Annotated in this window: 15 protein-coding genes; 9 read left to right on the plus strand and 6 right to left on the minus strand. The window is 57.4% G+C overall.

Going from position 1 to position 18,793, the window contains the following annotated elements:
* Window positions 1-525 precede the first annotated feature (525 nt).
* The 4 genes from AVCG78_RS01755 (at window position 526) to modC (ending at window position 5,484) form a co-directional block, all read left to right on the plus strand.
* Complete coding sequence (locus AVCG78_RS01755) at window positions 526-2,709, plus strand: DUF1217 domain-containing protein (RefSeq protein WP_071202922.1); 2,184 nt, start codon at window positions 526-528, stop codon at window positions 2,707-2,709.
* Between the two features lie 132 nt (window positions 2,710-2,841).
* Window positions 2,842-3,660: a molybdate ABC transporter substrate-binding protein gene (gene modA, locus AVCG78_RS01760; protein ID WP_081355428.1), complete on the plus strand. Its 819-nt coding sequence runs from the start codon at window positions 2,842-2,844 to the stop codon at window positions 3,658-3,660.
* A gap of 31 nt (window positions 3,661-3,691) precedes the next feature.
* Window positions 3,692-4,387 carry a molybdate ABC transporter permease subunit gene (modB, locus tag AVCG78_RS01765; protein ID WP_071202529.1) on the plus strand — a complete coding sequence of 232 codons (696 nt, stop codon included), beginning with the start codon at window positions 3,692-3,694 and terminating at the stop codon, window positions 4,385-4,387.
* Window positions 4,387-5,484, plus strand: a complete 1,098-nt coding sequence (modC, locus tag AVCG78_RS01770) for a molybdenum ABC transporter ATP-binding protein (protein ID WP_409065468.1) — start codon at window positions 4,387-4,389, stop codon at window positions 5,482-5,484. The genes modB and modC overlap by 1 nt, the downstream gene beginning before the upstream one ends.
* A gap of 82 nt (window positions 5,485-5,566) precedes the next feature.
* Here the strand turns inward: modC and AVCG78_RS01775 are convergent, their stop codons facing one another.
* The 4 genes from AVCG78_RS01775 to AVCG78_RS01790 all read right to left on the minus strand — a co-directional run bounded on the left by AVCG78_RS01775 (window position 5,567) and on the right by AVCG78_RS01790 (window position 9,426).
* Window positions 5,567-6,331 carry a class I SAM-dependent methyltransferase gene (locus AVCG78_RS01775; RefSeq protein ID WP_139191238.1) on the minus strand — a complete coding sequence of 255 codons (765 nt, stop codon included), beginning with the start codon at window positions 6,329-6,331 and terminating at the stop codon, window positions 5,567-5,569.
* A gap of 239 nt (window positions 6,332-6,570) precedes the next feature.
* A complete protein-coding gene (locus AVCG78_RS01780; protein ID WP_071584984.1) occupies window positions 6,571-6,969 on the minus strand; it encodes a winged helix-turn-helix domain-containing protein in 399 nt (132 codons plus the stop codon).
* Complete coding sequence (locus AVCG78_RS01785) at window positions 6,969-8,399, minus strand: FAD-binding oxidoreductase (RefSeq protein ID WP_071202537.1); 1,431 nt, start codon at window positions 8,397-8,399, stop codon at window positions 6,969-6,971. Before AVCG78_RS01785 ends, AVCG78_RS01780 begins: the two co-directional genes overlap by 1 nt.
* Before the next feature lie 55 nt (window positions 8,400-8,454).
* The gene (locus AVCG78_RS01790; protein WP_071202539.1) at window positions 8,455-9,426 is read right to left on the minus strand and encodes an L-threonylcarbamoyladenylate synthase; all 972 of its coding nucleotides are present in this window, start codon (window positions 9,424-9,426) and stop codon (window positions 8,455-8,457) included.
* Window positions 9,427-9,634: 208 nt separating this feature from the next.
* On the opposite strand from AVCG78_RS01790, the gene AVCG78_RS01795 reads away from it, so the two are divergent.
* From AVCG78_RS01795 to AVCG78_RS01810, 4 genes are all read left to right on the plus strand, one after another.
* Window positions 9,635-10,705, plus strand: a complete 1,071-nt coding sequence (locus tag AVCG78_RS01795) for a GGDEF domain-containing protein (protein ID WP_015915113.1) — start codon at window positions 9,635-9,637, stop codon at window positions 10,703-10,705.
* 875 nt (window positions 10,706-11,580) lie between these two features.
* Window positions 11,581-13,416, plus strand: coding sequence for a methyl-accepting chemotaxis protein (locus tag AVCG78_RS01800; RefSeq protein ID WP_071202541.1), 1,836 nt, complete (start codon window positions 11,581-11,583; stop codon window positions 13,414-13,416).
* 471 nt (window positions 13,417-13,887) lie between these two features.
* Complete coding sequence (locus AVCG78_RS01805) at window positions 13,888-15,144, plus strand: aromatic ring-hydroxylating oxygenase subunit alpha (RefSeq protein ID WP_071202543.1); 1,257 nt, start codon at window positions 13,888-13,890, stop codon at window positions 15,142-15,144.
* A 2-nt stretch (window positions 15,145-15,146) separates the two neighbouring features.
* On the plus strand, window positions 15,147-16,226 hold the full coding sequence (locus AVCG78_RS01810; RefSeq protein ID WP_071202545.1) for a hybrid-cluster NAD(P)-dependent oxidoreductase: 1,080 nt from the start codon (window positions 15,147-15,149) through the stop codon (window positions 16,224-16,226).
* Between the two features lie 25 nt (window positions 16,227-16,251).
* Here AVCG78_RS01810 and AVCG78_RS01815 read toward each other — a convergent pair whose 3' ends face one another.
* The gene (locus AVCG78_RS01815) at window positions 16,252-16,857 is read right to left on the minus strand and encodes a DUF6656 family protein (protein WP_071202547.1); all 606 of its coding nucleotides are present in this window, start codon (window positions 16,855-16,857) and stop codon (window positions 16,252-16,254) included.
* A 325-nt stretch (window positions 16,858-17,182) separates the two neighbouring features.
* On the opposite strand from AVCG78_RS01815, the gene AVCG78_RS01820 reads away from it, so the two are divergent.
* Entirely contained in the window at window positions 17,183-17,641 is a 459-nt protein-coding gene (locus AVCG78_RS01820) for a BA14K family protein (protein ID WP_015915118.1), read from the plus strand.
* A 58-nt stretch (window positions 17,642-17,699) separates the two neighbouring features.
* Here the strand turns inward: AVCG78_RS01820 and AVCG78_RS01825 are convergent, their stop codons facing one another.
* A complete protein-coding gene (locus tag AVCG78_RS01825) occupies window positions 17,700-18,695 on the minus strand; it encodes a transporter (protein ID WP_070151857.1) in 996 nt (331 codons plus the stop codon).
* Between the last annotated feature and the right edge of the window lie 98 nt (window positions 18,696-18,793).

Genomic DNA, 18,793 nt, shown 5'->3' on the forward strand with positions numbered 1-18,793 from the left:
TGAGGCCAAAGATAGCCTTGCCGGGTTCCGGACCGCTTAAAAATCGCGGTTAAGAAAACTTTGCCGTTCCAGATGGTTATCGAATTGCCAGCGCTAACGGTTTCGATTTGGTGAACGGCTTTTGTAAAATTGTGAAGGATTAGTTAAGAGTATTCTACTATGTTTGAATGATAATGCTACGACAACCTGCGTCGGTCACCAACCTTTATTGGTATGATCGGTGAATGTTACGATACGTGTAGAACTGCCATAAAATTGCTTTCGGGTTGTGTTTGGCAGGTTGTAGTGTGAATGCCGCGAATGGAATGCGGCGGGCGACGGGCTTGTGAGTATCTCTGGCTTGACGCCATTCTGCCTTGCGGCAAAAGCCAGGAGCAAGGCAGGTAGGCCATGATGGGTTACCCGACATCCGCATGACGCAACCGGCCAGGGGTGGTCAGGGGCAGGGTCATGCGGTGATTGAGGGCGTTGCAGCCAGGGACGTGGCGGGCAGCGCTTTTGGAGCTTATCGAGGAACGCAGTGCCATGGTGTCTACTTATATCGGTTATGATCTTGTCAATCGCGATATGAAAGCGAGCCTGAAGCGTGTGTCTCAGGAGCCTGAGGTGGCCCGCGAGCAGAAATATTACCAGGAGAATATCGGCAAGGTCAAAACCGTCGACGACTTCATGAACGACGACCGGCTCTACCAATATACGATGAAGGCCAACGGCCTGGAAGACATGACCTATGCCAAGGCCTTCATGAAAAAGGTGCTGGAAAGCGATCTGTCCGACGAAAACAGCTATGCCAACAAACTGGCCGACGACCGTTATCGCGATTTTGCCCGGTCCTTCAATTTTTCCGCCGAGACCGCTGACATTCAGACCGACAAGCAGGAAGAGGATGTGATTGGCCTTTACAAGCAATCGCTTGTCACCGAAGGCGACGATGCCAAGGAAGAGGTGCAATATTACGATTCCGCCATCGACAAGGTCACCAATGTCGATGACCTCTTGAAGAACAGCCGCCTGACCAAATTCGTGCTCGAATCCTATGGGCTCGACACCAAATATTATTCCACCGACCATTTGAAAAAGGTCCTGACCAGCGATGTCAACGACAGTACCAGTTACGTCAATACGCTGACCACCAACAAGTCGGATTACGTGAATATCGCCAAAGCATTTTCCTTCAATACCGACGGTTCGCTGAAAAATGCCACGGCCCAGACCTCCGATCAGAAAACGGCGATGGAAGATCTTTATCTGGAGGAAGTCCCCAGCACCGAGACCGCCTACCAGGCCGAGCGCGAAGCCGCCTACTACAAGGAAAAGATTGCTACCGTCACCAAGTCCTCGGATATTACGGGGGATTCGCGGCTGTTCAGCTATGTGAAGACTGCCCTTGGCATGGACAAGAACACACTGAAATCCACCTTTGAGAACATCGTCAGCAGCGATCTCAACGATGCCAACAGCTATGCCAATACCCAGGGCAAGGTGAAGGGAGAGTACGCCAAGATCGCCGCGATGTTTAACTTCGACACCAGCGGTAATGCCACCGCGGGTAACGCCCAGAGCGAGACCCAGCTTTCCCAGACGGCGACTGCCTACATGACCAATTACGATGACGAGGACCAGGCCAATCTCAGTTCCCTGACCACCTATTATTCCACGCAGATGAAATCCATTACCAAGGTTGATGACCTGCTCGGCAATGAGAAAATCTACGATATGGTGATGAAGGCCTATGGTATCGAAACGGACGAGTTTTCCAAGGCGGACCTGAAAAAGGTTCTGACCAGCGATATGAATGATCCCAAGAGCTATGCCAACAAGACCCGGGATGAGCGGCTGATCAGCCTGGCTTCCGCCTTCAATTTCAAGGAGGATGGGACCGCTGACGTGCCGCTTCTGGCCCAATCGGAGCGCACCATTACCGAAGTGGCCAAGGATTATATCGTCCAGAAGACCCGCTTTCTCGAAGGCAAGGAGCAGACCGACGCCAAGACCGCGGCGGAGGAGGATTCCAAATATTACCAGGAAAACATCGTCAAGGTGTCATCCGTCACGGATTTGCTCAAGGATCGCAAACTGGTGGATTTTGCCCTGACAGCGCAGGGGCTTGACCCGAAAGATGTCAGCGACGACATGCTCAAGCAGTTGTTTTCATCTGATCTCACCGATCCGAAGAGCTTTGCCAACACCCAGGCCGACGAGGGCTATGCGAAATTCGTCGCCTCCTATAATTTTGACAGTAGCGGCAAGATTTCCCAGGAAAATGCCGATGGTGTGCAGAACCGTAGTGAGACCTTTAACACCGAAAATCTCTATCTGCACCAGACCCTTGAAAACGAACAGGGCGAAAGCGACCAGGGTGTGCGCCTTGCCCTTTACTGGGATCGCATGTCGTCGACCATTACCTCGGCCTATGACATTCTCGGCGATACAGCGCTGCTGGAAGTGTTCCGCACCGCCTATAGTCTGCCCAGCGACATGAGCAATATGGATATCGAGCAGCAGAAAAAGGTCATCGAGAAGAAAATGGACCTGAAGGATCTGAGTGATCCTGAAAAGCAGAAGAAATTCCTGCAACGCTTTACGGCCATGTACGATCTGGAGAACAATACCGGTTCCTCGGCCAATGCCGCGCTGACCATTCTGGGTGGCAGCTCCTCGACCAGCGGTATCAGTGCCAGCCTGCTGGAATCTGTCAACAGCCTGTAAAGACTACGCTATCTGTTATGTAAATCCCCTAGATCCTTCCGATTTAGGGGATTTATACAGTCGTTCCCGCTTGCTCTCGTCTGTCGCACTCGATATATCCCATCAGATATATCGAGCAAAAGGGAGCATGAGATGCAAGTGGGTTGGGAAATGATGGCCAAAGCCAGAACAACAATCATGGATCGGCTGCCAGTAATCTTGACGGCTTTGATGCTCTTTGTCGCTCCCCAGGCGTTTGCCGCCGACCGTAGCCTGACGGTATTCGCCGCCGCCAGCCTGAAAGAAACGATGAGCAAGATTGCCGATGACTGGAAAGCCGAGACCGGTCGGGAGGTCAAGCTGTCCTTCGCCGCCTCCTCGGCGCTGGCAAAACAGATTGATGAAGGCGCCCCCGCCGACCTGTTCATCTCCGCTGACCTCAACTGGATGGACCATCTCGACAAGGGCGGCGAACTTGTGCCCGGCAGCCGTGTCAACCTGCTGGGCAACCGGATCGTGCTGGTGGGGGCGTCTTCTTCCACGGTGACGACAAAAATTGCCCCTGGTTTCGATCTGGCCGGGCTTTTGGGGGATGAGCGGCTGGCCATGGGCAATGTTTCCTCCGTGCCAGCCGGGGTCTACGGCAAAGCGGCGCTGGAAAATCTCGGCGTTTGGGAAAGCGTCAAGGACAAGGTTGCACAGGCCGATAATGTCCGCGCCGCATTGCTGCTGGTGTCGCGTCAGGAAGCGCCGCTCGGCATTGTCTATGAAACAGATGCCAGGGTTGATCCAGGCGTGAAGATCCTCGACCGTTTCCCGGAAAATTCCCATCCGGCCATCGTCTATCCAGCCGCGGTGCTGAAGGTCTCCACCAATCCCGATGCCAAGGCGTTTCTCGCCTATCTGCAATCGGTGACAGCTTCGAATGTGTTCCGGACTGCCGGATTTACGGTGTTGGCGAAGATCAATTGACAAATCCTGTCGACCTGTGGCCCGTTGAGCCATGATTGACGCGCTCTCCGCTGATGAAATCACCGCGATCCTGCTCAGCCTGAAAGTGGCGCTGACGGCTGTTGCCGTCTCGCTGCCGCTTGGTATCGGCATGGCCTGGTTGTTGTCGCGCACCTCTTTCCTAGGCCGCAGCCTGCTGGACGGGCTGGTGCATCTACCGTTGATCCTGCCGCCTGTTGTCACCGGCTATCTGCTGCTGATCACCTTTGGGCGGCGCGGCGCGGTCGGCGCCTTTCTGGATCAATGGTTCGGCCTGGTGTTTTCCTTTCGCTGGACAGGGGCGGCGCTCGCCTCCGGCATTATGGGTTTTCCCTTGATGGTGCGTGCCATCCGCCTGTCATTGGACGGGGTGGACCGCAAGCTGGAAACGGCAGCAGCCACGCTCGGCGCATCGCCGATCATGGTGTTCTTCACCGTGACCCTGCCGCTGATCCTGCCTGGTATCGCGGCTGGTGCCGTGTTGGCCTTTGCCAAGGCAATGGGTGAGTTTGGCGCGACGATTACCTTCGTGTCGAATATTCCCGGCGAAACCCAGACCCTGTCCGCCGCCATTTACACCTATACCCAGGTGCCTGGCGGCGATGCCGGGGCTTTGCGGCTGACGCTGGTCTCTGTCGTCCTGTCACTGCTGGCGCTGCTTGCCTCCGAGCTGCTGACCCGGCGGTTGACCGTGCGGATGGCGGGCTGATGCTGGAAATCGATATCCGCCACCGCCAGGGAACGTTTGACCTTGAAGCTGATCTTCAACTGGGGCCGGGGTTGACGGCACTGTTTGGCCCATCCGGATCGGGCAAGACCACGATGATCAATGCCGTGGCCGGATTGATCCGCCCCGATCACGGAAGGATCACCTTCGACGGTAGGGTCTGGAGCGATGCGCAAAACGGCACTTTCCTGCCACCGCATCGCCGCCGGATCGGCTATGTCTTCCAGGAGGCGCGGCTTTTCCCACACTTGAGCGTGCGGGCCAATCTCACCTATGGCCGGTATTTCACCCCGAAAGCCGAACGGCGCGAAGACTTGTCCCGGATCTGCGATCTGCTCGGGATTACCGATTTGCTGGACCGTGCGCCTAATGGGCTGTCGGGTGGAGAAAAGCAGCGGGTGGCCATTGCCCGCGCCCTGATGGCCAGCCCGAAACTTCTGCTGATGGACGAACCGCTCTCGGCGCTGGACGCCGCCCTCAAGGCACAGATCCTGCCTTATATCGAGCGGATTCGCGATGAGGCGGGGGTGCCGATCCTCTATGTCAGCCATGCGGTTGAGGAAGTCACCCGGCTGGCCAGCCGGGTGGTCACGATGAGCAAAGGCCGCGCAGCAAGGGTGGACGCAGGCGAGGGTGCTTTGCTTCATCTCCCTAGGCTCGGCGACAGCCGCCCCGGCAGCTTCCTGCATGCAGAGGTCAGCGGCCACGCCCGCGAGGAAGGCCTGACGCTGGCAACAAGCCCTGCGGGTCCGCTCTACCTGAAATATGCCGATCTACCGGTCGGCACCCCGATCCGCCTGTTCATTGCCGCCAGCGATCTGGTGTTGGCGACAGGCGAGACAGGCCAGCTCTCTACCCTCAATCGCTTGTCAGGCCGGGTGAAGGCGATTTTCGAGACAGGCCCCGGCATCGTCGTCAGGGTCGACTGCTCCGGCCAGGTCATCGACGCCGAAATCACCCGCCGCTCGCTGGCCGCCCTGGATCTGGCACCCGGCAAGCCGGTTTCAGTGCTGTTCAAGGCGGTCTCGGTGGATGCCGGAGGTCTTTATCGTGAGGCGGCACAGGGAAATGATCGCTGAATTGGTAGCGATCTTGCCCCTTTGTAGCGCCTCGGTGATCTTTACGGCCTTGGCTTTCTTAGCTTTGCCCAGAACCTGTTCTTCAGACCGCAGTCTTTTGGGCGATGAAGCCACACAACGCTTTACCCTCTTTCGGGAAACGCATCCATGGACGCATGATCCTTGCCCGTTTGCCGAAGAACTGCGCGAGGCTATGGGTTACACCATCCTTTCCGCCGACAGTAAAATCGTTGCCTTCCGCCCAGCACAGGTTCCATTGGTGGAAACCCTGCCATTGCTCTTCGACTGCCTCGTTGGCAAAGCCGTGGACGATCAGGAAGCCTCCGGGCTTGGTCACAGCCAACATCTCGTTCAATCCGACGAAAGGATTGGCGACGTGATCGAGCGCATTGCGAATATGCGTGACGTCGAACTCATCAGCGCCGAACGTCTGACTGAGTTCCTCGACAGGACACGCCACCGGCAGAACGAGCCCCGTATATTTGGTCGGGTCCCATAGCGTGATATAATCATCTGCGAGAGGGTCTGCCGCGTGCAACTCGACCTTCTCTCCGGCAAAGCTACGCGAGAACATGCTCACTGGACCTGACCCGATGTCGAGCACCTTCGGCACAAGACCGTGCACATTCTGTGCAACCGCGTATCCTTTGATGAACAGCTCTACATCCGCATCAATTTCAGGGTTAGGTTCACGGACGCAAAAGTTATCGATGAACCTCTCGCTTCGGCAAAACTCGCGCCAAAAGTTAATTTCGTCCTCGCGCCCGGCATCGCGAAGCGATTGGGAGATAGTTTCCATATTTTCGGTATCGCGGAGTTTTCCAGTCAATGTTCTCAGCAAGCCCATTACAATCCCCCTCTGTTGTCCGATGATTTATCATTCGAATGGTTCGAGGTGAAGTGAGGTTTTTGATAATTGAAGTGTAGTTATGATTTATAATCAATTGCATTGAAGTGAAAAGAACGAATATAGAAGAGATATTGGATCAGTTGACTGAGGTCGCTGACGAAAATTTAGACTTTGCCTGCGGTAGCTTTGTTGTTCGGTATAAAATGGCAATGACCGATAGCGGGTATGCGTCTCCATCACCCGGACGTTGGCATAGGCTTCGCCGCCATGGCTTCCAGCCAGGCGAGGTCCTCAGCCAGTGTGTTGCGGATAGCGGCATCCATGGCTTGCGCCCGCGCCAGCAGGGCCGCACCAAAGGGTGTAAGAACAGCGCCGCCGCCGCTTTTGCCGCCGTGGCGGGTGGCGATGGACGGCTCCCTAAACATCCGGTTGATTTCGTCGGCCAAAAGCCAGGCGCGGCGGTAGGACATGCCCATGGCAGCCCCCGCCGAGCGGATCGATCCATGCTGGCCGATCAGCCGCAGCAATTGCACCTTGCCCGGTCCAAGCCGTGCGCCATTGGCCAGATCGATCCGAAACAGCACCTTGTCTGATGCCGGGTGCGGATCGTCGTGGGAAGGCACTGTGTCCGCCATCAGCCGGGCACCACCTTGCCGGGGTTCATGATGCCAGCCGGGTCGAAGGCCTGTTTGATGCGGGTCATCAATACGGTTTCGATGTCCGGCCTTGTCTGCGCCAATTCCTGGCGTTTCAGCTGGCCGACGCCATGTTCGGCGGAAATCGAGCCGCCATGGGCGCGGACGATATCATGCACGACCTTATTGATTTCGCGCCAGCGACTGATGAACTGCGCTTTGTCTGCCCCGACCGGCTGGCTGATATTATAGTGAATATTACCATCGCCGAGATGGCCGAACGCGCAGACCCGCGCGCCAGGCATGGCGGCGAGCACCGCCTCTTCCGCTTGCCGCATGAAGGCCGGAACCTGGGCAATTGGCACGGAAATATCATGCTTGATCGAGCCGCCTTCCGGCTTTTGCGCATCCGACATGCTTTCGCGCATGTGCCAGAGCGCCTTTTGCTGGGCGACCGAACCGGCGACCACGGCATCTTCAATCAGCCCGGCCTCTACGCCCTGTTCCAGCACGTCATGCAGTATGGTTTTCGCCGTCTCCGCCGCATCGGAGGTGGAGATATCGATCAGCACATACCACTCATGGGCAGAACTCAGCGGATCGCGCACGCCTGGAATATGACGGCTGGTGAAGTCGATGCCGATGCGCGGGATCAGCTCGAAGCCGGTCAGTGCCGGACCGCAGAGCGCACCGGCCTTTTCAAACAGCGCCAAAGCTTCCACCGGCGATTTCAGCCCGACGAAGGCGACTTCATGGCCAAGGGGTTGCGGATAGAGTTTCAGCACGGCACCCGTGATTACCCCAAGCGTGCCTTCCGCGCCGATAAACAGGTCGCGCAGGTCATAGCCGCTATTGTCCTTTTTCAATCGCCGCAAGCCATTCCAGATCTCGCCGGTTGGCAGCACCACTTCAAGCCCCAGGCATAGTTGGCGCATATTGCCATAGACCAGCACGGCGGTGCCGCCGGCATTGGTGGCGAGATTGCCGCCGATCCGGCAGGAGCCTTCCGAACCGAGCGACAGCGGAAACAGCCGGTTGACGTCGGCGGCTGCCTTCTGGATATCGGCCAGGATGCAACCCGCATCGGCGACGATGACATTGCCGACCGGATCAACCTCGCGCACCGTGTTCATCCGCTCCAGCGACAGAAGAATATCGCTGGAATTGTCGCGTGGCACCTGTCCGCCAACCAGACCGGTGCCGCCACTGACTGGCACGATCGGGCTTTTCGTCTCGCTGGCCAGTGCCAGGATTCTGGAGACTTCTTCAGTGGAGCCGGGCTTCAGCACCAGTGGTGAGGCGCCATGGTAAAGGCCACGGTTTTCGGTGAGATAGGGGGTGATGTCAGCCTGATTGGTCAAGGCATTGGTGGGGCCGACAATGGCGATGAACCGCTCGAGCAGGGCGGCGGAAAGGGGCATGTCAGTCATGGCGTCTCGTCCTTGTTATTCTATCGCCGCACACCATCATCACGTGGTGCAGCCATCATCGTGGTGCAGCGGCTCGCTCCAGCCGGTCATTGATTGCATCTCCCAGCCCATGGGTGGGAATGGCGGTGAAGGCAATGCGGGCAGCGCCGCTGGCATCGGCCCGTTTCATGAAGCTGAACAGATTGGCGGCGGCTTCAGTGAGGTCGCCATCTGCACTCAAATTGAGCACGAGGGCAGCCTTTTCAAGCCCTTGCGGGACGGCGGAGCCAAAAGTGATCACCGCCTCATCGGCATAAACCGAGGTTACATTCAGCCGGACAGCAGCCTCCGGGGCATAATGGGAGGCCAACATGCCCGGCGCCTCAATGATCGCGCCCGCCTTTTGCGGGCGGATCACCCGCAATCCTGTCGCCTCTTCCACCGCTTCAACGGAAAGCCCGCCGGGCCGCAGCAGCCGGATCTGGCCGTCTTCCACTTTCAGGATGGTGGATTCGACCCCGACGCCTGCCGCTTCGGCATCGAGGATCAGTGGGATTTTCGCCCCCAGATCTTCCTCGACATGGTCAGCCGTTGTCGGGCTGATCTTGCCCGACGTATTGGCGCTGGGGGCGGCCAGCGGCTTGCCAAAGGCGGCAATCAGCCTTGCGGCAAAGCCCAGGGGCATGCGCAGGCCAACCGTGTTCAGCCCGGCAGTTGCCAGCGGATGTATGGCGCAGTCTGGGGCAAGCGGCACGATCAGCGTCAGCGGCCCCGGCCAGAACCGCTCCGCCAATTGCCGCGACAAGGGATCGAAGACGCCGTAGCGCTCTGCCATGGCGAGATCGGCGACATGGCAGATCAACGGGTTGAACTGCGGGCGGCCCTTGGTCTCATAGATCCGGGTGATGGCCTGCGGATTGGTGGCATCCGCCGCCAGGCCATAGACGGTTTCTGTCGGCATTGCGATGACTTCCCCGGCCTCTAGCAGGGGCAGGGCGGCGCGGATGGCCGGTTCGGGGGATGTGATGACGGAGAGACGCTGTGCCATGCCTGCCTGATTACCGCTGTTTCCCCGGTGAAATAGCCTGACCCGGCCCCCGGAGCAAATGACTTTTATGAACGTGCCTCCATCTTGCAGGCCTGCTTTTCACAGTCTCTTCACCAATCCATAAAATTTTAAATACAGCTGTAACCGAAAGAAAGAAGTGTCGCGCTACTCTGCGTTCAATCAATGATTCGATGTGGGGAAGCATCCGATGCAGCCTATGAAAAATCCGGCCTCCAGCATTGCGCTGCGTGTAGCGACAGCCATGCATCAGATGGGGATCGAGGGTCTGCCACGCAATTACGAACTGGTCTATGAAGCCTATTCCGGCAGCAACCCGGATCTGGTGCGCGAGTTCATTGCGCTCGGCAAGGTCAAGACCCAGGATGCGCTGGACGCGCTCGGTCGCAAATACCTGCCCCATCACCATGAAGACGGTCTTCTGGCCCGTCATAATAACAAGGTACGTGCCGAAATGAGCAGCTTCATCAGTCTGCTCAACCAGGAAAAACTGTCGCTGACCGATTATGGCCGCCTGATTGGCGATGCCACCAAGGGCATCCTGACCGACACCGACCTCGGCAACCCGGAACTGAGCCGCTCCATCCAGGCGCTGAAAGCCGCCACCGACCAGCGCGTTGCCGAAAACAGCAATGTCGTCAAAACCGTGGTGGAAAAGACCGAGCAGCTCGCCGATGTGCAGCGCGAGGCCGATCAGGTGGAACAGGCGAAATTCGTCGATCCGCTGACCGGCATGGGCAGCCGCCGTGCCTTTAATAAAGCCTTGGCAAAGGTCTATGCCAATCCGGCCCTGCCGACGCTGTGCGGTCTGGCGGTCGGTGAAATCGACGATTTCGCCAAGCTTGCCGATCATCTTGGCCCGACGGTGACCGAGCGCTTCATCAAGCAGATCGCCAAGGTGGTGAAGGCCGTGGCCGGCAAGGACGACCTCGCCTGCCGCTTCGACGGCAGCCGTTTCGGCCTGTTGTTCTACACCTCCGACCAGGACGAAATCAGCCGCATCGTCAACGCAGTCCGCGTCAAGCTGAAGGCCACCGCCGTGGTCAATGCCGGCTCTAACGGCTCACTCGCCGCACTCACCATGTCCTTCGGCATCTGCCTTTCCGAACAGGCCCCCAATGCCTTCGATCTGATGAGCTATTCTGAACGCGCCCTCACGGCCTCAAAATCCTCCGGTGGCGATACGGTGACGCTCTATGGCGTGACAGAAAACAGCTATGTGCCGAAGGATTGGCTGATCTACAAGCCGCATGTGGTGTGATGTAACAGTCTATCCAAGAATCGCCGCTGGCCGTCTGCAAATGGCAATTTCTGCGCTTGATTGCTTCATTCGCATTTCCAAACGGAAAACCGCTTCGCACTTTTCCTGGAATGCTTGTACTCACGTACGTTAAGTACGCTCCGTTCCGGTTCTCAAAATCACCATTTTCGCCAGGCCAGCAGCAATTCTTGAACAGACTGTAAAACCCCCGCTTAAACGGCGGGTAACAGAGCAATTGCCTATAGCATCAGGCTGAAAAGTCGATGTGCCAACCTAAAGTCTGTCAGGTTCAGATTGAACCTGACAGACTTTAGGTTTCTTTGTTTCGGTTGTCTTTTCGAGAAGACCGGTTGCCAATTTTTCCCGACGAAACTCTATTCGCCCGGATATTTGCGGCTTGTTTCTTCTGTATCGCGATACGTCCTCATTTCAGAGGGTATTCAGTTTGCTGCGCATCGCTCCCGCAGCAAATAACGTTATAAGTGCAAAATAATTTAGCATCTCCTGTTTTGAGTGCATTAAATTAAGAGATGCTTAAGTTAATGTTTCCAATATTGGGTTGTTGCAGATGCATCTGCACGTTTTGAGCGTTTCTTGAAATTGAGTGGCCTGCTTTATGACAATGCAGGCACCCTGTTGTCCGGATGGAATGAGAGCCAGCCCGCAACGGCAAATCGGCAAAGAGGCTCTATCGGCCTTGAACCATCATGTGCGTTTGATGATCCGTTTGGCTGGGGGCCAGCGGATATCTCTATGCTGTGATTTTCTGATTTTGCGGGTCTTTCACGCATCGCACCGTTCGTCTGTGGTCGCAGTCGCGGGGCTAGCTTTTGTCATCATGGGTGGGGGCGGAAAGCCCTATACGGGGAGAGACAATGTCGTTTTTATCAAATATCACCATCGCAAAGAAGATCTACATTGCCTCGGGGCTTGGCGTGGCCATGGTTGTGGGCATGGTTGCCAACCAGCAGTGGACGAACAGCACGATCAAGGCAGCGCAGGACATTGTCGCGCGTGAGCAGACGGTTCTCGATGGTATTAGTGCCAGCGAGAAAGCATTTGTGGAGATGAAGAGCGGTGTACGCAACATCATGCTCGCACCCACCGTCAAGGAGGTGGATGACGAGCTGGCCGCGGTCAATAAATCAGCCCTCAACGGTCAAAACAGTCTGAAAGAGGCGATGCGCGTTGCTGAAAATCCGAGCGCGTTGCAGGCCATTTCGACAGGTCTCGGCGACTACGCAACGGCTTCCATCAAGATCAAGGATTTCGTCAAAGAGCAGCGGGCGCAACAAAGTCAGGACCTCATCGCGCTGACCGCCCGCCGTGACCAATATACCAGACCAATCACCTCGAAACTCAACGAGTCCATTCAAAGCGCGGTTGCGGCGTCCCGCAAGGTAACGACGGATGCCCGCAACTCTCTTCAAGCGACGGAAGCACGCTCCGAGACCATCAATGGCACGATCCAGATCCTGATTGTGCTGGTGCTGATTGCAACGGCCTTTGTGTTGCGCAGCACCGTGGTGATACCGATCAAATTGCTGGTTGAAGCCATGAACAGGCTCTCCTCGGGCGATACAAGCCGTAGGGCGGATTTTGGCCCACGGGGCGATGAAATTGGCCTGATGTGCGATGCCGTTGAGGTTTTCCGCGAAGATGCCGTTGCCAAGCGCCAGCTGGAGGCAGAGGCGGAAACCAACCGCCGCCGTGCCGAACAGGAGCGTATCCAGACGCAGCTGAAGGCCGAGGAAGATGCCCGCGAACGCTTGATGATTGCAACCTCCGGTCTGGCCGCAGGTCTGCGGCGCTTGGCCAGCGGCGATCTGACGGTTGAGCTGCGCGAAGCCTTTTCAGAAGAGTTTGAAAGCCTGCGGCAGGACTTTAATCAATCGGTGCGCACGCTGGGTGAAACCATGGGCGCTATCCTCGACTCTGTCAGCAACATCAATAACGGTTCCACTGAGATTGCGTCTGGCGCAGGTGATCTCTCTAAACGCACGGAACAGCAGGCGGCAGCCCTTGAAGAAACCTCTGCCGCGCTGGATGAAATCACCGTGAATGTCTCCAACTCGGCCAAGCGCACCCAAGAAGCCCGCGCCGTGGTGATCGAGGCCAACAAAGCCGCGCGTCAATCCGGCCAGGTGGTGGCCAACGCCGTCGATGCCATGCAGCGCATCGAGGCATCTTCCAGCCAGATCTCCAACATCATCGGGGTGATTGACGAAATTGCTTTCCAGACCAACCTTCTGGCCCTGAACGCCGGCGTTGAAGCCGCCCGTGCAGGCGAGGCGGGCAAGGGCTTTGCGGTTGTCGCACAGGAAGTGCGCGAACTGGCGCAACGCTCCGCGCAGGCCGCCAAGGAAATCAAGGAACTGATCCGCAATTCCTCCGACGAAGTGGGCAATGGCGTTACGCTCGTGCGTGATACGGGCAATGTCCTCAAGACCATCGAGGATTACGTCTCCACCGCCAACGGCCACATGGATGCCATCGCGACCTCTGCGCAGGAACAATCCGTGGGCCTCACCCAGGTCAACAGCGCCGTCAACCATATGGACCAGATGACCCAACAAAACGCCGCCATGGTCGAAGAAACTACTGCCGCCAGTGCATCACTGGCCGGTGAGGTCAACAAGCTTCGCCAATTGCTGGGGCAGTTCCAGATTGGCCGCGGTGCCGGGAATTCCGGCATGTCCTATGCGGCGTGAGGGTGGTGTGAAGGGCGGAAACGTCGGGGCGTTTTTTGATGCCGCTATAATGCGCTGATGACGTTCCCAAAAATGGCAACAATTGACTCGCTATCCGATGCTATCGGATTGGCGGGTCTTGTCGTTGCGGGTAGCCTGCTGATATTTGCCGGTCTCGTGATGTCTATCTTGCGGATGTTAAGGCGGCCGCAATCCTATCCCCCCAATACACTCCCCACCCAAATCACCCCATGTCGCAATCCATATCTGCGATGTCGTAGCCCAAGGCGGCGTGGGTGGCGCGCTTGTGGCTAGATGGGAAAAAGCTCAAATCCTCTGAAAAACAATGGTTCTGATCTGATTGATGGGTTAGAATCGAGGTTTGAAGGTATGGGCGGGTTATGAGGCATAGGTCGCGCTGTGCTGTCGCAGGTAGGCGGGTATGTCCCCTTTCTTTCGATGCTCCCGCGCCGGTTGGAAAACGAGGGTATCATGGATATTCACAGCACCGTTCTGCGCCAGCTGAAAAATCGCCGCGAAGGCTATAGTCTGGAACAGCCCTTCTATATCGACAAAGATTACTTCAAGCTCGATATGGAGCTGATCTGGTATCGTGACTGGCTGTTCATGGGCCATGATTGCGAAATTCCGAGAGCGGGCAATTATTTTACCGTGCAGATCGGTGATTATCCTGTCGTGGTCGTGCGCGGGCGCGATGGAGTGATCCGTGCGTTCCATAATACCTGTCGTCACCGCGGCCACCGGGTCTGCACGCAGGAGCGTGGCGCGTCGGCCAAGCTCGTCTGTCCCTATCACCAGTGGACCTATGATCTGGATGGCTCGCTGGTGTTTGCCCGCCAGATGGGCGAGGATTTCGACAAGAGCCAGCATGGGATGAAGCCGGTCGCCTGCGAAAGCTTTGGCGGCTATATCTTCGTCTGTCTGGCAGAGGTGCCGGAGGATTTTGCCAGCTTCCGCGCCACAGCCTTGCCCTATCTTCAGCCGCACCGGCTCAGCGAAGCCAAGATTGCCCATCGCAACACCATTGTCGAAAAGGGCAATTGGAAGCTGGTCTGGGAAAACAACCGGGAATGCTACCATTGCGCCGGCAATCACCCGGAACTGTGCCGCACCTACCCGGAAGCGCCAAGCGCCACCGGTGTTCAAGGCGCGGGCGATGATCCTGTGATTACTGAGCACTGGCAGCGTTGCGAGGCGGCTAACCTGCCCAGCGCCTTCACCATGCATCAGAGCGGCCAGTTCCGTGTCGCCCGAATGCCGCTGGTGCAGGATGCTGAAAGCTATACGATGGACGGCAAGCGGGCCGTCAAGCGCCCGCTGTCGGATGATGTGACCATCTCCCATATCGGCACGATGCTGATGTTCCACTACCCGACCACCTGGAACCATCTGCTTGGCGACCACGCTATCACCTTCCGCGTTCTGCCCTTGAGTGCCGAGGAAACCGCCGTCACCACCACCTGGCTGGTGCATAAGGATGCGGTGGAAGGCGTGGATTACAATCTCCACGACCTCACCCATGTATGGAACATGACCAACGACCAGGACCGGTCGATTGTCGAGGAAAATGCCTTCGGCATCCGCTCTCCCGCTTACGAGCCCGGCCCCTATTCGCCCGATCATGAGGGCGGCGTGATGCAGTTCGTCGAATGGTATGCGAATTTCATGGTGGATCGCTTGCAGGGCGATAAATCCGCGCAGAAATCCCCCTTGTCGGTCGTCGCGTGACCATGGTGGACAAGATCTATCGGCATGTCGATGAGATGCGGCCCTGGTCGGACCGGGAGCATCTGCTGGAATGCGTCGCCTGGACGCCGGAAGCGCCTGACGTGATGACCTTCACGTTCAAGCCGGACCGGCCGGGCCATTGGTTCCGCTATCTGCCTGGCCAGTTCGTGACGCTGGAACTGCCGGTTGGACCGGAGCCTGTGATGCGCACCTATACGCTGTCCTCCAGCCCGTCGCGGCCCTATACGGTGGCTGTCACGGTCAAGGCGCAGAAGGACAGTATCGGCACCCGCTGGATGTTTGAAAACCTCAAGCCGGGCATGAAGATCAAGGCCTTCGGGCCGCTCGGTGATTTTTCCTATGTGAAGCATCCGGGCGAGAAATATTTGTTCATCTCGGCAGGCTCCGGCATTACCCCGATGATGTCGATGACCCGCGACATGGCCGACCGCCAGCCCGATAGCGACATCGCCTTCATCCACTGCGCCCGCTCGCCTGACGACATTATTTTCCGCTGGGAACTGGAATATAAGGCCCGTTATCTGCCCTTCTTCCAGCTTGGCTTCATTGTCGAGCAATTGCAGCGCTCACAGCTCTGGTCGGGCCTGCGCGGCTTTATCGACAAGGCGAAAATCGGCCTGTTGGCACCGGATTTTCTGGACCGCACGGTGTTTTGCTGCGGGCCGGAACCGTTCATGGCAACGGTCCGGGAATCGCTGGCCGGTGCCGGTTTCGATATGAGCCGCTACCACGAGGAAACCTTCCAGCCGGTCGCGCCAGAGCCGATGGTGGTGGTGGCCGATCCCACGGGCGAGGTGAAGCCGCATAAGGTCGCCTTCACGCTGGCGGGCAAGGAAGCGCTGTGCGAGCCGGGCTTTACCGTGCTGCAAGCTGCCCGCTCTATCGGCGTGCGCATCGGTGCCGCCTGCGAATCCGGCCTCTGCGGCACCTGCCGGGTGATGAAGCTGTCGGGCGACGTGGAAATGAACCACAATGGCGGCATTCTCGATGACGAAATCGAGGAAGGTTACATCCTTGCCTGCTGTTCACGCCCGACAGGCGATGTTGAAATCGAGGTCTGATCCGAAGGATCAGGCCTCGCTTGTGTCACATGCTGGCGATGATCTTGCGCAGTGCCGAGGTGCGCGCGCCCAAGAGCAGCACGTTTTTCAGCGCCACTTTCGGATCGCTGGTGCGAAACAGCAGGCCGTCTTCGCGGATCGAGCGATCCACGGTCATTGCGCGTTTGGCCCTGTCGGGTTTTAGCGCCACGGCAAAATACATCCGGCCATATTGCGGGGTGATCTTGCGGAAGAAACTATCCTCGCCGCCGACCTCGGCATTAAAATTGGCGAAGTAGAAAGCCCATTTCACATCGGCATATTGGGCGAAATTTGACCTCGATGCCGTGACATGACAGTAACCCAGATGCGGAATATCCTGAAGTGTCTGATGAAACAACAGTTTGGGAAAGCGGATGGACTTGTGAAAGCCGTTGATGCGCTGATGGGTGGTCTCTGCCGCCACTTCCAGCCGCCGTGCGGTGCGCACTGCCACTTCCTCGTGGGTCAGATAGCGCTTCTCGTCGGCCAGCCAGTCATCCTCGTCGCGGATGATCTTGCCGGTCCGCAGGAATTCGCTGTGGACGGCCTTGGGAGGCTTGTTTTCGAGAGCCGTCGTTTTGGGGGCCGCATAATATCTCAGTTTGGACATCGAACGCACTCTCCACACAAAGGATGACGAGCTGCCGCATTGGCTGTCGCCCAAGTGAATGACCGGATACAAGTAAATTACCGGATGCTTGTTAAAAGAAACTTTCCCAAGCTTTAGGCCGGCTGCGTTTCGCGAGGCTTGTCTGACAGCGGACAGGCGAGTGGCAGATGTATTAATCGCCGGTTCATCCGCACCTGGCTAGGGTGAGGGCAATAAGGGCAAGTATTGCCGTTCCGTATCATGTGTCCAACAAGTGTGATGAGACGTGATCTGGACAGGCGAGCTTCCCCTCCCTATCTCTATTGATCATATGGAGACGACGATCATGACCCTTACCAAGCGCATTGCAGTGGCCGGTACGGCATTGGCAGTTCTGGCAACCTCTTTTATATCCGCCGACGCCATGCCTCTGAACACTTTACAGCCGACGGCGCAATCTGCTGTTCCAGTGGAACAGGTTCAGTGGCGCGGCTATGACGATGGTTATGGACGAGGCGGTGGCTATTACCGTGGCTACCGGGGTTACGATGGCCCGCGCCCCGGCTATCGCCGTCATCATGACGGTCATTGGTATCCGCTGGCAGCCTTTGCCGCCGGTGCGCTGATTGGTGGCGCCATCGCCTCGCAGCCACGCCCGGCACCCGCTGCGCCCGCCTATAGCAATGGCATCAATCCGCGCCATTACGATTGGTGCGCTGGTCGCTACCGCAGCTATGATTCCTATAGCAATACGTTCGTGACCTATAGCGGTGCGCGTCAGCAGTGCTATTCGCCTTACTATTAAAGCGTTATTGTTCATTGATGAAGCGCCCGGTGCTGATTGCGCCGGGCCTCTTGCGTTTTTAGAGAATTCTGGCGCGCTTCAGGATAAACCAGGCGAGAAAAATCGACCCGAGGATAAAGGCAATCGCATAGGCCGATCCTTCCGGCCCGCTGGTAAAGGGCAAATGCGAGGTATTCATTCCGAAAAAGCCTGTGACCAGCGAGGGCGGTAGCAAAAAGGCCGTCATCAGCGACAGGATATAGAGATGGCGGTTGGTCTCGGAGGAGAGCTTGCTGTCGATTTCTTCATGCAATAGCCGGGCGCGCTCATGCAGGGCGTAGACATCATGGTCAGCGGCTTCCAGCCGGTTGGTCAGGCGGCTCGCCACATCTTCGAAGCCGGCGGGCATTTCATCCTCGTCCACGGCATTGGCGCGCCGCATCATGCTCAGCATACCTCGCAAATGCCGATGCAGTCGCACGATCACCCGGCGCAGCGGGGCAAGCTGGGTGCGCTCGTCGCGCATGTCTTCATCATAGACGACGTCTTCGATGCGGTTGATCTCTTCCATCAGTTCCAGCACCAGCGCCATGATACCGCGTTGAAACTCCGCGACCAGCACTTCATAGACCTGCATGGGGGAGGCGAATTTCGCCGGGTTTTTCTCAATGGCACCGCGCAGAATATCCACCGAGCGGATCGGTTGCAGCCGTGTGGTGATGATGAACCGGTCCGAAAGCGCAAAATGTAGCCAGCCGATGTCCCGGGTGGCGGCGGCAAATTCGCGCTGGAAATCCACCAGCGTCCCATAGATCAGCTGCTCGTCCACCGAGAGCGCCGCGTGATGTTCGTGATTGATCAGGGCGGCGCGGGCCGCTTCGCTCAGGCCCGGAAACTGTTCGATAAAGCCGGGCACTCGCACGTCGGCAAGATTGAGGTGCAGCCAGAGAAACCCTTGTTCCGGCATCAGACCCGTAAGTGTTGCATCCATCGGCAGGCGGGTGGCGCTCTGGTGGCGGGCGTCGATATGATAGGCCCAAACCAGACCGGGAATAGGGGTCGTCGCTGTCAGCATGGTACCGAACTTCCTCGCATCGCGTCTCATACACTTTTGGCCACAGGCTGTGCCTACGCTATATGCGCCGATTGTGACGCCCGGATCAACAGCCGACA

Source organism: Gillisella vitis, assembly GCF_021559775.1.
Classification (GTDB): Bacteria; Pseudomonadota; Alphaproteobacteria; order Rhizobiales; family Rhizobiaceae; genus Allorhizobium; species Allorhizobium ampelinum.

What these genes read in the sequence shown, in the direction of transcription:
- AVCG78_RS01780 (WP_071584984.1), bottom strand. Translation starts at nt 6,969, where the DNA reads ATGGCGGACACAGTGCCTTCCCACGACGATCCGCACCCGGCATCAGAC.
- modC (WP_409065468.1), top strand. Translation starts at nt 4,387, where the DNA reads ATGCTGGAAATCGATATCCGCCACCGCCAGGGAACGTTTGACCTTGAA.
- AVCG78_RS01825 (WP_070151857.1), bottom strand. Translation starts at nt 18,695, where the DNA reads ATGCTGACAGCGACGACCCCTATTCCCGGTCTGGTTTGGGCCTATCAT.
- AVCG78_RS01790 (WP_071202539.1), bottom strand. Translation starts at nt 9,426, where the DNA reads ATGGCACAGCGTCTCTCCGTCATCACATCCCCCGAACCGGCCATCCGC.
- AVCG78_RS01810 (WP_071202545.1), top strand. Translation starts at nt 15,147, where the DNA reads ATGGTGGACAAGATCTATCGGCATGTCGATGAGATGCGGCCCTGGTCG.
- AVCG78_RS01795 (WP_015915113.1), top strand. Translation starts at nt 9,635, where the DNA reads ATGCAGCCTATGAAAAATCCGGCCTCCAGCATTGCGCTGCGTGTAGCG.
- modB (WP_071202529.1), top strand. Translation starts at nt 3,692, where the DNA reads ATGATTGACGCGCTCTCCGCTGATGAAATCACCGCGATCCTGCTCAGC.
- AVCG78_RS01820 (WP_015915118.1), top strand. Translation starts at nt 17,183, where the DNA reads ATGACCCTTACCAAGCGCATTGCAGTGGCCGGTACGGCATTGGCAGTT.
- AVCG78_RS01805 (WP_071202543.1), top strand. Translation starts at nt 13,888, where the DNA reads ATGGATATTCACAGCACCGTTCTGCGCCAGCTGAAAAATCGCCGCGAA.
- AVCG78_RS01815 (WP_071202547.1), bottom strand. Translation starts at nt 16,857, where the DNA reads ATGTCCAAACTGAGATATTATGCGGCCCCCAAAACGACGGCTCTCGAA.
- AVCG78_RS01775 (WP_139191238.1), bottom strand. Translation starts at nt 6,331, where the DNA reads ATGGGCTTGCTGAGAACATTGACTGGAAAACTCCGCGATACCGAAAAT.
- AVCG78_RS01800 (WP_071202541.1), top strand. Translation starts at nt 11,581, where the DNA reads ATGTCGTTTTTATCAAATATCACCATCGCAAAGAAGATCTACATTGCC.
- AVCG78_RS01785 (WP_071202537.1), bottom strand. Translation starts at nt 8,399, where the DNA reads ATGACTGACATGCCCCTTTCCGCCGCCCTGCTCGAGCGGTTCATCGCC.
- AVCG78_RS01755 (WP_071202922.1), top strand. Translation starts at nt 526, where the DNA reads ATGGTGTCTACTTATATCGGTTATGATCTTGTCAATCGCGATATGAAA.
- modA (WP_081355428.1), top strand. Translation starts at nt 2,842, where the DNA reads ATGCAAGTGGGTTGGGAAATGATGGCCAAAGCCAGAACAACAATCATG.